The organism is Solwaraspora sp. WMMD1047 (assembly GCF_029626155.1).
Taxonomy (GTDB): domain Bacteria; phylum Actinomycetota; class Actinomycetes; order Mycobacteriales; family Micromonosporaceae; genus WMMD1047.
The window spans coordinates 1,387,597-1,400,425 of the sequence record NZ_JARUBL010000001.1; the positions used below are offsets into that span (position 1 = coordinate 1,387,597).

Below are 12,829 nucleotides of genomic sequence, written 5' to 3' on the forward strand. Positions count from 1 at the left end.
TTCTCTCGGTTCACCAGGCGGGTCAGCCGGGATAGTCGGCCGGCCGCGCGTCCGGGTTCGCGTTCAACCAGGCCAGATAGTCGTTGTACGCGGCCAGTTCCGGGTCGTCCTCCGGGCGTACCGGCGTCGCCCGCCGGGCCGTGCGCACCGGGCGTCGGGCGGTCGGTGTCGGCCGGCCCGCGGCGGCGTGCTCCGGCTCGGGCCGCCGGGCCTCGTCGGCGACCGGTCGCTCCCCGCCCGGTGTCGGCCCGCCCCGCACCGTGTTTCTGGCCTCGCGGAACCAGAGGAAGACCACGAAGAGGGCGAAGACCGGCCATTCGACGGCGTACGCCCAACTGAGGGTGTTGCCCGCGGCGGCCCGGCTGATCTGCCACCAGCCCAGGGCCAGGAAGCCCGCCACCAGCAGTGCCGCGACCAGATGGCGCACGATCCACGCCGGGGTCCACAGCCGGTTCATGGGCAGAAGCGTACCTGCGGCGATCGCCGCCGATGGTTTGGCGCTGCCCGCTTTGGGCAACCGTCTAGTCGCCAGCCCAAACGAGAACCGGGGGGCGACCATGAATGATTCGGTACGAAACGGGGAGTTCCCGGGTTCCGGGGTGCCGGTGGACGACAGCCCCGAGCAGCGGCTGGGTGAGTGGGACGGTGACCACCTGGCCGACCCGACCGCCCCGCCCGACCTGGCGGACCAGTCCGAGCTGCTCGGCATCGACCCGGCCGAGCTCTCCGACGAGGACCTGTTCCGGGAGATGCACAGCCTGCACCGCACCCGGCTGGACACGCTGCGGCACGCCGCCGACACCGCGCTCGCCAACCACCTGCGGCGGACCGCCGAACTGGAGACCGAGTACCTGGCCCGGCACCCGGGCCGGGAGGTCGACCCGCACCGGCTGAGAGGCGACTGACGTGGAGGTACGCGCGGAACGAGGCATGTCGGCACCGCCCGAGGTGGTGTTCAACACCGCGACCGACCCGGACCGGGTCTCCGCCTGGCTGCCGGCCGCTCTGCGCCGCACCGGGGAACCGCAGCTCGACCCGGCCGAGCTGCGGGCCAGCTGGAACGCCGACGGCGCCGGCTGGTCGGTCCGGCTGGAGGTCCGCCCGCTCGGCGCCGGCGGCTCCACCACCCGGATGGAGCTCACCACACCCGACCCGGTGGCCGACCCGGACGACGGCGCGGACCGCACGGACAACCAGCGACTCGCCGAGATCGTCGACCGGTCGCTGGCCGACCTCGCCGACGAGGTGGCGGAGAACCTGACCGCCGGCTGATCCTGCCAACTGCCCAGGAAAGGGGCCGAATGCCTACCAGTAGCGAAGCCCGCCCGATGACCGGCGAGGGGTCGCTGCGGGGCCGGATCGCCCGGCTGCGGGCCGCGTACGCGCCACACGAGCATCGCCCGCTCGACGGCTATCTGGTGGCACTCGGCGGCTACGCCGCGGTGACCGGAACGCTGGCCGGGCTGGTCCGGATGACCGGGCGCACCGTGCCGGACCGGCCGTCCGCCAGCGACGTGGTGCTGTTGTCGATCGCCACCCACAAGCTCAGCCGGCTGCTCTCCAAGGACGCGGTGACCAGCCCGTTGCGGGCCCCGTTCACCAGCTACGACAAGCCGATCGGCAGCGGCGAGGTGATGGAGCAGGTCCGTGACCAGGGCAGTGCCACCAGGCACGCGATCGGCGAGCTGCTGAGCTGTCCGTTCTGCCTGGCGGTCTGGATCGCCACCGGGCTGACCGGCGGGCTGGTGCTGGCGCCCCGGCTCACCCGGCTGGTCGCCACCGCGCTGACCGCGGTCGCCGCCTCGGACTTCCTGCAGATGGGGTACGCGGTGGCGCAGCGGGCGGCCGAAGGCCACCCGCCACCGGGGCTGGCCGGCCGCCCCGACGGACAGCCGGCCAGCTGACCGGAGAGGACCACCTACAACAGCGGGCCGCGGTCGCGTTCGAGACCGGCCCAGCCCCGTGGGGACTCCGGTTCGTTCTCCTCGTCACCGGTGATGACGTCGGAGGAGACGGCGGTCTCCTCGTGCTCGTTGGCGAAGTCCGGGTCGCCGTCCGGATCTGGGTCGGTCGGCGGCTGCCCGATGGCGGGCAGCCGCCGGTCGGCGGGAATGTTGGCCTCGGTCATCTCTGCTCCCTCAGCTGGCCGCGTCAGCGGGCCGTCTCGCCCAACAGGTCCGCGGCCTCGTCCATGGCGTACTCGCCCTCGGGCATCGCGGTGATCCGGGTGAGCAGATCGGCGGGCAGCTCGGCCTCGACCGCCCGACGGTGGATCTCGGTCTGGGTCAGCCGCTGCTGGCCCAGGTAGATGTCGTCGAGCAGGTCGTCGATCTCGATGATGGTTCCGTCGTCGGTCACGGCGGTCAGCTACCCGGGGCGGCCGGCGCCAAACCGGCGGGGTACGGGTGAACCGGTCGATCATGCCGTCATCTCCCCGAACCCCCCGGTGACCTGGGTTACAGCCGGGTTCGGAACATCGCGCGCCGGAGGGTGGTTGAATCGGTATGTCGGTGTGACCAGTGTCCCCGGGCCTCACCATATTGCCCTCGCGGAATACCGTTCGGCTGGAGCCGCGTCGTGCCACTCGCCGAGAGGCGACCTGCACACCGACACCTGGCGCCGCCCACGGCTCGACCGTGGGCGGCGCTTTTGCCGTCAACTCCGGGCCGCCGTCAGCCGGCTCCCCTGATCGACCGGACCGGCCCTAGCCGCCGGCCGGTTCGGGCTCGCGGCCGGGACCGTCCGGCCCGCCGGGCGTCCAACCCGGCCCGCCCTGGTCCGCACCCGGCCCCTGGTTCTGGCCCGGGTCCAGGCCGCTGTCGGGGGCCGACGGCTCCACCCGGGTGGCGAGCGATTCCGGTGGCGCCGGGAAGTCCTGCTCCGGCTCGCCCTTCATCGCGTCGGCGAGCGTCTCGTACACCGCCGGGTTGACGACGTCGTGGCTCATGTCGGTGGTGGTCGCGGGCCAGTCCGGGTCGGCGAGAATGCCGGCGACCGAGAGCGAGCGGGTGGTGACCACGAGGGAGGCGGTCCGGTGGCTGTCGGTGGTGCCGGTCTTGCCGGCCACCGGGTGGCCGACCGCCGTCCGGGCCGAACTCTCCGTCGCGCCCTGGCACCGCCCGAACGCCGACTGGTCGCCGACCGGGCAGCGGGCGGCGTCGATCGCCGCCCGGGCCACCTCCGGGCTGACCGCCTGGTCACAGCGGGGACCGGCCACCTCCAGTTCGGTGCCGTCCTGCTCGCGGATCGCAAGCACCGGGGTCGGCTCGCAGTGCTTGCCGTCGGCGGCCAGCGTCGCGTAGGCGTTGGCCAGGTCGAGCGGGGTGGTCGCGGAGACGCCGAGGGGGAACGACCCCCAGCCGTCGCCCTGGGCCGGGTCGTCGGCCATCGCGGCCTCCCCGGCCGCCCGGAACTCGATCCCGAGCCGCTTCGCCACGTCGATCGCCTTGGCGGCGCCCACCTCCTCCAGCAGCGGGATGAAGTAGGTGTTCACCGACCGGCCGAACGCGGTCCACATGTTGTGCCGGCCGGCCATCGACGGGTTGTCGTTGCCAGGGCAGTACTTCGTCGTGCCCTCGCAGGCCACCGGGCTGCCCGCGTCGGCGACGTACTTCGACTCGTACCGCTGCTTGGCGTCGATGCTGTGGCTGAGCGGGATGCCCTGCTCCAGGGCCGCCACGATCGGGAAGATCTTGAAGGTCGACCCGGCCTGGTAGCCGTTGACCCCGCCCCCGCCGGTCAGCAGCGGGTTCGTGGTCCGCGGGTAGCTGCCCCGGACCCCGTTCGCGGCCTTCGCCGGATCGCTGGAGATCTTGTTCTTCGGGTTGCCCGGGTTGTCCAGGGCGAAGGTCCGGTTGGTGGCCAGCGCCCGGACCGCCCCGGTGCCGGGCTGGATGGCGGCCACCATCAACGCGTCCCGCTTCCCGGTCGCCAGGTACTGCTCGACGTTGCGGTGCGCGGCCTCCTGGGTGGCCAGGTCGAGGGTGGTCACGATCCGGTAGCCGCCGCTCTTGAGCCGCCGCTCCCGGTCGTACGTGGTCGCCCCGAAGGCGTCCTGATCCAGCCACCAGCGGTAGAAGTAGTCGCAGAAGAAGCCCCAGTGGTTCTTGCCCTGGGTGGCGCAGCCGTTGCCGACCGCCTTGCCCTTCACCGTCAGCTCCACCGCCTGCTCGGCGGCCCGCTGCTCCGCCGTGATGGCGCCGGTCTGCACCATCTGCCCGAGCACCCAGTTGCGCCGGTTCAGGGTGTCCTGGACCCCGGTGCCCTCGGTGTCCAGCGGATCGAAGTCGCTCGGCGCCTTCACCAGGCCGGCGATCATCGCGGCCTCGTGCACCGCCAGGTCGCGGGGATGCTTGCCGAAGTAGAACTGGCTGGCGGCGGCGACCCCGTAGGTGCCGTGTCCGAACGGCGCCAGGTTGAGGTAACGCTCCAGGATCTCGTCCTTGGTCAGCTCCCGCTCCAGCGCCGCGGCCATCCGCATCTCGCGGACCTTCCGGGCGTTGGTGTCCTCGGTCGCCGCGACCACGTCGTTCGGGTCCGTCGCGGAGTAGGTGATCGCCATCCGGACCAGCTGCATGGTCAGGGTCGAGGCGCCCTGCTGGGATCCGCCGGAACTGTTCGCCACCAGCGCGCGCAGGAAGCCCCGGAAGTCGACCCCGCTGTGCTCGTAGAACTTCTGGTCCTCGGCGGCGATCATCGCGTTCCGCATCGCCGGCGCGATGTCGGCGAGGCGTACGTCCCGCCGGTTCTCGTCGAAGAAGACCGCCAGGGTGGTCTTCCCGTCCGCCGCCAGCACCTGGCTGGCCTGCGGGGCCTGCGGGACCGTCAGCTCGGCCGGCAGCTTCTCGAAGGTCTCGGCGCCGGCCTTGGCCACCAGCCCGGAGACTGCCACCGCCGGGAACGCGGCCGCGGCCACCATCAGCCCGGCCAGCAGCGCACAGACCAGCAGGAAGCCGACGCTCACCAGCGGGCCGCGGCGGCGGCCGGGCTCCGACGGGCCGGCGGGGACGAGGGAACGGTCGAGCAGGGGCTCGCGTTCGGGCATTCCGGGATCACCTTCGGCGACAGACGACGGGTGGACCGGGGCGGCCGACGGCCGGCGGTGCGCCCGTGCTGCGTACACCCCGTACCGAATCTAGACGCACCGGACGGGCGGACGGTTGCCCGCCCGTCCGGCGCGGCTCAGCCGGTGGGCTGGGCCGGGACCACCGCGCGGCGGGCCCGGACGGCGGCCGCGAGGTCGGTGAGCACCTGCGCGGTCTCCGGCCAACCGAGGCAGGCGTCCGTCACGGACTGGCCGTGCACCAGCTCACGGGTCGGATCGAGGTCCTGGCGGCCGGGCACCAGGAACGACTCCAGCATCACCCCGACGATGCCGCGCTGGCCGGCGGCGAGCTGCGCCGCGACGTCGGCGGCGACCACCGGCTGCCGGCGGTGATCCTTGCCACTGTTGTCGTGGCTGGCGTCGATCACCAGCCGTTCCGGCAGGCCGGCGGCCCGCAGCAACGACAGGGCGCCGGCCACCGACGCGGCGTCGTAGTTGGGCTCGCCCCGGGCGCCGCGCAGCACCAGGTGCCCGTCGGCGTTGCCCCGGGTGTGCAGGATGGCCGGCGTCCCGGAGACGTCGATGCCGGGGAAGACATGCGGTACGCCGGCCGCCCGGATCGCGTCCACGGCGGTGCCGATGCTGCCGTCCGGCCGGTTCTTCATCCCGATCGGCATCGACAGCCCGGAGGCGAGCTGGCGGTGCACCTGGCTCTCGACCGTCCGGGCGCCGATCGCGCCCCAGGCCACGGTGTCGGCGATGTACTGCGGGGTGATCGGGTCGAGGAACTCGCAGCCGACCGGCAGCCCGAGCCGCAGCACCTCCAGCAGCAGCGCCCGGGCGGTGCGCAGCCCGGTGTTGACGTCGCCCGAGCCGTCCAGCCCGGGATCGTTGATCAGGCCCTTCCAGCCGACCGTGGAGCGGGGCTTCTCGAAGTAGACCCGCATCACCACGAGCAGGTCGTCGGCGAGCCGGCCGGCGACCTCGCGCAGCCCGTGCGCGTACTCCAGGGCGGCGGCCGGGTCGTGGACCGAGCACGGGCCGACGACGACCAGCAGCCGGTCGTCCTGGCGGTCCAGCACCCGGCCGACGGATCGTCGGCCGGCGAGCACGGTGTCGGCGAGTGCCGCGTCCAGCGGCAGTTCGTGGTGCAGCAGGGCCGGGGTGGTCAGCGGCACGACCTTGTCGATGCGCTGGTCGATGACCCGGCTGGTGTCGGTGGTGGTCATGATCGGTGTCGGTTCCCTCCGCCGACCACCCCCGGTGCCGGTGCCCGGGTCGAGCCGGCTGCTCGCATGAAGAAGGGCAGGAACGGCGTCCCTGCCCGGCCGGCTCTGAAGATGGTGGCGACGTCAGCTCATGATCGGGCCACCGGCCCCAGGGCCGGCTGACTAAACCATCGATACGAGCGGGTCACGACGCTGAGCATACCCGACGACCGCGCCCGTCGGGTTCAGGACCGATCTCGTCCGACCGCCGGTCCGCTTAGCGGCGGCCCCGGCGGGGTAACAACCGATCATGAGCAACGAGCAGCAGGGACCGACCGGGTCGGACCGACCGGAGGAGTGGGGCGGCGCGGCAGTCGCCGAGCAGGGCCGGGTGGAGTCGCGGGCCGAGCATCTGCTCCCGGAGGAGCGGTCGGCCGGCAGCGACGACCCCCGGGCGCAGGCGGCGGCGATCCTCGCCGAGTCGGACACCCGCGAGGACGACCCGCAGGCCGCCCCCGACACGGTGCTGGAGCACCGCACCTCCGAGGAGGCGGCCCAGCCGATCGAGCCCCCCGGCTGACCCCTGGCGCTTCTCCTCGGAGGCGGCACCGTCGGTTGGGTCAGCGGTCACCCACGGCACGTAGCCGGGGTGGCTGATCCCCGGCGGGCCGGTGATCCGATAGCGTCGTCCCATGCCCGAGACCGGTTACCCCTGGCCGATCGAGACCACCCGCCTGGACAACGGCCTGCGGGTGGTCGTGAGCGAGGACAGCACCGCCCCCGTGGTGGCGGTGAACCTCTGGTACGACGTGGGTTCCCGGCACGAGCCCGAGGGGCAGACCGGCTTCGCGCACCTCTTCGAGCACCTCATGTTCGAGGGTTCGGTGAACGTCGCGAAGACCGAGCACATGAAGCTGATCCAGGGCTCCGGCGGGTCGCTGAACGCGACCACGAATCCGGATCGGACCAACTACTTCGAGACCGTGCCGGTCGAGCATCTGGAGCTGGTGCTCTGGCTGGAGGCCGACCGGATGGGCGGGCTGGTTCCGGCGCTGACCCAGGAGACGCTCGACAACCAGCGCGAGGTGGTCAAGAACGAGCGCCGGCAGCGGTACGAGAACGTGCCGTACGGCGACTCCTGGCTGCGGCTGCTGCCGCTGCTCTACCCGCCCAAGCATCCGTACCACCACCCGACGATCGGGTCGATGGCCGACCTGAACGCCGCCGACCTGGCCACCTTCCAGGCCTTCCACAGCACCTACTACGCGCCGAACAACGCGGTGCTCACGGTGGTCGGCGACGTCCCGGCCAGCGAGGTCTTCGCGCTGGCCGACAAGTACTTCGGCGCCCTGCCGGCCCGCCCCGACATCCCGCCGGCACCGGACGGCCGGACCGTGCCGGCCACCGGTGTCCCGGTGCGGGAGACGGTCCGGTCCGAGGTGCCGGCCCCGCGCACCTACCTGGCGCACCGCACGCATCCCTTCGGCAGTCCCGGCTACGACGCGGTGACGCTGCTCTCGGTGATCCTCGGCGGTGGCCGGGGTAGCCGGCTCTACCAGCGGCTCGCCGACGGCGCCCGGATCGCGCAACCGGAGAGCGTCGGCGCGTACGGGGTGGACCTGGCACACGCGCCGGCACCGCTGATCGTCACGGCCACCGCCCGGCCCGGAGTGGCCGCCGAGCGGCTGGAGCAGGGGCTCGTCGACGTGCTCGACGAGCTGGCCACCGGGGGCGTGTCCGAGGAGGAGATGGACCGGGCCCGGGCGATGCTCACCACCTCGTGGTGGCGCCAGGTGTCCACCGTGGATGGCAGGGCCGATCTGCTCAGCCGGTACGCCACCCAGTTCGGCGATCCGGCGGTGGCCGCCGAGCGACTGCCCGCCTGGCTCGCGGTCTCCGCCGCCGGGGTCGCCGAGGTGGCGGCCGGGACGTTGCGGGCCGAGGACCGGGTGACCCTGACCTACCTGCCGGAGGAGAGCGCGTGAGTCTGATCGTGGAGCGGCCGGGCCCCGGCTCGGCCCGCCCGTACCGGTTCCCGCCGGTCACCCGTACCTCGCTCGCCGGCGGCGACGTGGTCGCCGCGCACCTGCCGGGGCAGCGGCTGGCGGTCGCCGCCCTGCTGCTCGACGGCACCGCCAGCCGGGAGCCGGCCGGCCGGGAAGGGCTGGCCGCCGTCCTGGCGAAGTCGCTGGAGGAGGGGACCACCACCCGGGACGCCACCGGCTTCGCGCTGGCCATGGAGGGACTGGGCGCGGAGCTCTCCTTCGGGGTGGACTGGGACGGCTTCCAGGCGACCGTGCAGGTGCCGGTCGACCGGCTGCTGCCGGCGGTCGAGTTGCTGGCCGAGGCGGTGCGGGCGCCGCGGCTGGACCCGGCCGACGTGACCCGGGTCCGCGACGACGAGGTGACCTCGCTGCGGATGTACTGGGCGAACCCGGGGCCGCGGGCGGACGCGGCGCTGCGGGCCGACATCTTCGGCGTCGAGCAGCGGCACGGCCGCCCGATGGACGGCGATCCGGTCTCGGCGGCGGCGGTGAGCGTGACCGACGTGACCGCCTTCCACGCCGACTGGCTGACCCGGCCCGGCACCCTGCTGGTCGCCGGCGACCTGGACCGGGTCGACCTGCCCGCGCTGGCCGCCGCGGCGTTCGCCGGCAGCGCCGAGATCCCGGCCGACGGCGGTGCTCCGTTCCCGGTCCGGGTCCGGGACGACCGGCGGATCATCCTGGTCGACCGGCCGGGCTCGGTCCAGTCGACGCTGCGGCTGGGGCACGCCGCCCCGCACCGGGCGCACCCGGACTACGTGCCGATGACGCTGGTCAGCACCGTGCTGGGCGGTGCCTTCACCTCCCGGCTCAACCACCTGCTGCGGGAGGTGCGCGGCTACACCTACGGGATCCGGGCGGACTTCGGGTTGTCCCGCCGGTTCGGCCGGCTGGTGGTCAGCTCCGGGGTGCAGACGGCGGTGACCGCACCGGCCCTGGTGGACGCGGTGGGCGAGATCAGCCGGACCCGGGCCGAGGGGGTGACCGAGGCGGAGGTGGCGGTGGCCCGCGCCTGGCGGGCCGGGCAGCTCTCGGTCGAGTTGCAGAGTCCGCGCGCGATCGTCGAGGCGTTGGCCACGCTCGTCATCCACGGACTGCCGGACGACTACCACGCGACGCTGCGGGAGCGGTTGCTGTCGGCCTCCGAGGCGGAGGTGTCGGCGGCGGCCGCGACGCACCTGCATCCGGACGGGTTGACGCTGGTCGTGGAGGGCGACGCGGCGGTGATCCGGGACGAGTTGACCGCCTCCGGCCTCGGCGAGCTGATCGACTTCACCGGCTGACCCAGCCCGGGGCAGCGGCCGGGCTCACCCGGGCCGGACCACTACCCGGCTCGGGTAGCTACCGGGGACGGGTCGCCAGCCGGGTCGGGTGGGTGCTACCGGCCGGCCGGGTGGGCGCTGTGCCTGGCCGGGCCGCTGTGGGTGGCCGCGGTGAGGACGTGGTCGCTCACCATCCGGGTGGCGCCGATCAGGCCCGCCTGATCCCCCAGCTCGGACAGGACGATCGGCAGGTGGCCGGTGGCCAGCGGCAGCGAGGACCGGTAGACCACGCTGCGGATCTCGGCGAGCAGGGAGTGGCCCAGGCCGGCCAGGCCGCCGCCGATGACGATCATTCCCGGGTTGAAGAAGCTGACCAGTCGGGCCAGGACCTGCCCCACCCGGCGGCCGCCGTCGCGGACCATGCCGATCGCCGCCTGGTCGCCGGCCGCCGCGGCGTCGCGCACGTCGACGCCGGTCAGGGCGCCGGCCACCGAGAGCACCTCGGCGAGCTGGTCGGAGCGGCCGGTGCGGGCCGCCGAGACGGCGTCGCGGGTGAGCGCGGCCCCACCGAAGTACGCCTCCAGACAGCCGACGTTACCGCAGACGCAGACCGGCCCGCTGTCGTCGACGGCGGTGTGGCCGATGTCGCCGGCGCAGCCGTTCGCCCCGCGGTAGACGTCGCCGCCGACCACGATCCCGGCGCCGATCCCGGCCCCGATCTTGACGAAGAGGAAGTCGTCGAAGGCCTTGGCGATCCCGGCGTGCTTCTCGCCCAGCGCCATGATGTTGACGTCGTTGTCGACCAGCACCGGGCAGCCCAGTTCGGTGCTGAACATCTCCCGCACCGGGAAGAGGTGCCAGCCGGGCATGAACGGCGGTGAGACCGGTACGCCGTCGCGGAAGCTGACCGGACCGGGAATCCCCACCCCGGCGCCGGTGAACCGGGTGCTGCCCGACTCCGCGCGGAGCTTCGTGATCAGGTCGAGGGCCTGGCCGATGACGGCGTTGGGACCCTGCCGCAGCTCGGTGTGCTCGGTGACCCGGCCGAGCAGTCGAAGCTCACCGTCGGTGACGGCGACGTCGATCGTGCTGGCGCCGATGTCGATGCTGAGAAACCGGGTGTCGGCCGCGATCCGGACGATCGACGAGGGCCGGCCGCCCCGGGAGACCGCCGGACCGACGGTCTCGATCAGCCCTCGCTCGGTGAGCCGATCCAGTTCGGTGGCCACTTTGGAGCGGGAGAGCCCGACCGCGTCACCGAGTTCGGCCCGGGATCTGGGTCCGTCGTTGCGGAGCAGTCTGAGCACCAGCGCCTGGTGCGGGTTCTCCGGCCAGACTCCTAGCACGATGGTCATCGTCCCCTGACTGAAGCCGGCGCGAGTTCGTCCGACGGGTGGGCCGTGGGCACCCGGGCGGGGGCCGGCGGTGGTGAGGCCGCGGGCACCGGTCGGGGAACGGCCCGAGGGAGCCGGAGCCACGCGTTGACGCAGAGTAAGCGCCGTGTCAGCAAACTTAGTGCATCAGTTCAGTAACTTCAAGAATGATCGACAGAAGTTCGCCTGATCCGTACTAAAGTCCTCATAGGTGCCCCGGTGCGTCGGCGTTCCTGCCGCCCGGTGGCCGGCTGGTCCGGCCGGAGCGTAGTCGCGAAGGATATCTGGGTGATACTTCTGGCTGGCACAAGACAAAGCCATCGCCAGTTCACCTCGAAGTTTTGATCATCTGGCTCTTTCTTTCCCTGGCCACGGGGGTTACTGTCGCCCCAGACGTAACACCAGTGACACAGCGCCGTAAACGTTGGGTCGCCTGCACCGGCCCTGTCAAGGGGCCCGGGCTGCACCGCCGGGGGCGTGGCGGAGGCAGCCGCGGTGTCGAGCCGCCACCGGCCCAGCGGGTCCGGCGGCCGGACCCGCCAACCCCCAACCACGCCTCCGGTGCCACCGCGTATCGGCGGCGCGTGGCCCCGACTTCCCGGACCTTCCCAACTCGTCATCCGGCGGCCGTTGAGCCGTCTCGCAATGGCGGCCGACAGGCCGTCCCAGAAAGGTGGACAAGAATGGACGAGGTGCAACGCCGTACCGGTCAGCCCCAGCCCAGCGCGGCACTGACCCGGCGCCGGATTCTCGCGGCCTCCGCCGGCGCGGCGGCCGTCCTCGGCGCGGCCGGCCTGCCGGTCCTGCAGACCAACCGGCCGGCCAAGGCCGACGGCACCTGGCAGGTCAACCCGCTGATCCCGGCCCAGAACCGCGGCATCATCCTCTACAGCGTCCGGGACCGGATCAGCGCCGCGCCCGACGACAGCGGCGTTCCGTACGGCTTCGAGCGGGTGCTCGCCCGGCTCGCCGAGCTCGGCTACAAGGAGATCGAGTTCGCCGGCTACAACCAGCACACCTCGATCCTGGGCCGGCAGATCACCCCCGCCGAGATCCGCAAGATCCTCGACGACAACGGTCTGGTCGCCAACGGCACCCACACCCAGATCCGGGCGGACACGTTCCAGCAGCAGCTCGACATCGCCGAGGAACTCGGCATGAAGAACATCGGCACCGGCAGCGACCCGACCAACAGCGCATACCAGCCCGACTGGGACGCCGCCGCCGACCTCTGGAACGAGCTCGGCCGGCAGGCCCGGGAACGCAAGATGCGGCTCTACACCCACAACCACGACGCCGCCTACAACTTCCTGCTCGACTCGGGGCCGCTGGACGCCAACGGCCGGCCGACCCGGTCGTCGGGCGTGCGCAAGCTCGAGTACTTCATGGCCAAGACCGAGGCGAACCACGTCTACTTCGAGATGGACATCTACTGGGGCTACGTGGCCCGGCACAAGCACCACACCTACGTCAACTCGGCGGGCCGGGAGCGGACCAAGCTGTTCGACCCGATCCTGACCGTGGCCCGCCGGACCAAGCGGTTCCCGCTGTTCCACGCCAAGGACGGCAACCGCAACTCCGCGCTGACCAACGGGTACGAGATGACGCCGCTGGGCGAGGGCGACATCAACTTCCAGCAGTTCTTCCAGACCATCGGCGAGCCCGACTTCCACCACGCCAACTGGGAGATGGACACCGCGCCCGGCGGCGCGGCCAACCCCGGCCAGTCGCTGGAGTTCGCGGGCCTGAGCTACCAGAACATGGCCGACCTGACCATCTACACCAACGGCTGACAATTCCGTTCATGCAGGTCACCGCGGCGGCCGACCGGCCGTCGCGGTGACCCGTCCTGCCCCCCGTACCTGTTGTGTGAACGCTAACAGTCGATATAGGCTAC

Annotated in this window: 13 protein-coding genes; 7 read left to right on the forward strand and 6 right to left on the reverse strand. The window is 72.5% G+C overall.

All coding sequences use genetic code 11. The features are described from left to right. Window positions 1–22: 22 nt before the first annotated feature. Window positions 23–457, reverse strand: a complete 435-nt coding sequence (locus O7627_RS06395) for a hypothetical protein (RefSeq protein WP_278092572.1) — start codon at window positions 455–457, stop codon at window positions 23–25. Between the two features lie 100 nt (window positions 458–557). On the opposite strand from O7627_RS06395, the gene O7627_RS06400 reads away from it, so the two are divergent. Genes O7627_RS06400 through O7627_RS06410 form a run of 3 tightly spaced genes read left to right on the forward strand, consistent with a single transcriptional unit; the run spans window position 558 to window position 1,904 of the window. After that, window positions 558–905 (forward strand): DUF6158 family protein, encoded by a 348-nt coding sequence (locus O7627_RS06400; RefSeq protein WP_278092573.1) that lies wholly within the window; start codon window positions 558–560, stop codon window positions 903–905. Between the two features lie 25 nt (window positions 906–930). Beyond that, entirely contained in the window at window positions 931–1,272 is a 342-nt protein-coding gene (locus tag O7627_RS06405) for a hypothetical protein (RefSeq protein WP_278092574.1), read from the forward strand. Between the two features lie 56 nt (window positions 1,273–1,328). After that, window positions 1,329–1,904, forward strand: coding sequence for a DUF1360 domain-containing protein (locus O7627_RS06410; RefSeq protein WP_278098182.1), 576 nt, complete (start codon window positions 1,329–1,331; stop codon window positions 1,902–1,904). 14 nt (window positions 1,905–1,918) lie between these two features. On the opposite strand, the gene O7627_RS06415 is transcribed toward O7627_RS06410, so the two are convergent. The 4 genes from O7627_RS06415 to O7627_RS06430 form a co-directional block, all read right to left on the reverse strand. Beyond that, on the reverse strand, window positions 1,919–2,128 hold the full coding sequence (locus O7627_RS06415; protein ID WP_278092575.1) for a hypothetical protein: 210 nt from the start codon (window positions 2,126–2,128) through the stop codon (window positions 1,919–1,921). Between the two features lie 23 nt (window positions 2,129–2,151). Beyond that, window positions 2,152–2,367, reverse strand: a complete 216-nt coding sequence (locus tag O7627_RS06420) for a hypothetical protein (RefSeq protein WP_278098183.1) — start codon at window positions 2,365–2,367, stop codon at window positions 2,152–2,154. Between the two features lie 337 nt (window positions 2,368–2,704). Further along, entirely contained in the window at window positions 2,705–4,918 is a 2,214-nt protein-coding gene (locus O7627_RS06425; RefSeq protein WP_278098184.1) for a transglycosylase domain-containing protein, read from the reverse strand. 263 nt (window positions 4,919–5,181) lie between these two features. Beyond that, window positions 5,182–6,273, reverse strand: coding sequence for a 3-deoxy-7-phosphoheptulonate synthase (locus O7627_RS06430; protein ID WP_278092576.1), 1,092 nt, complete (start codon window positions 6,271–6,273; stop codon window positions 5,182–5,184). A 289-nt stretch (window positions 6,274–6,562) separates the two neighbouring features. On the opposite strand from O7627_RS06430, the gene O7627_RS06435 reads away from it, so the two are divergent. From O7627_RS06435 to O7627_RS06445, 3 genes are all read left to right on the forward strand, one after another. Continuing rightward, window positions 6,563–6,832, forward strand: a complete 270-nt coding sequence (locus O7627_RS06435) for a hypothetical protein (protein ID WP_278092577.1) — start codon at window positions 6,563–6,565, stop codon at window positions 6,830–6,832. Between the two features lie 112 nt (window positions 6,833–6,944). Then, window positions 6,945–8,237, forward strand: coding sequence for a pitrilysin family protein (locus O7627_RS06440; RefSeq protein ID WP_278092578.1), 1,293 nt, complete (start codon window positions 6,945–6,947; stop codon window positions 8,235–8,237). Further along, window positions 8,234–9,580, forward strand: a complete 1,347-nt coding sequence (locus tag O7627_RS06445) for a pitrilysin family protein (RefSeq protein WP_278092579.1) — start codon at window positions 8,234–8,236, stop codon at window positions 9,578–9,580. Before O7627_RS06440 ends, O7627_RS06445 begins: the two co-directional genes overlap by 4 nt. Window positions 9,581–9,675: 95 nt before the next feature. Here O7627_RS06445 and O7627_RS06450 read toward each other — a convergent pair whose 3' ends face one another. After that, on the reverse strand, window positions 9,676–10,914 hold the full coding sequence (locus O7627_RS06450) for an ROK family transcriptional regulator (protein WP_278092580.1): 1,239 nt from the start codon (window positions 10,912–10,914) through the stop codon (window positions 9,676–9,678). Between the two features lie 701 nt (window positions 10,915–11,615). On the opposite strand from O7627_RS06450, the gene O7627_RS06455 reads away from it, so the two are divergent. After that, on the forward strand, window positions 11,616–12,725 hold the full coding sequence (locus O7627_RS06455; protein WP_278092581.1) for a sugar phosphate isomerase/epimerase: 1,110 nt from the start codon (window positions 11,616–11,618) through the stop codon (window positions 12,723–12,725). Window positions 12,726–12,829: the final 104 nt, after the last annotated feature.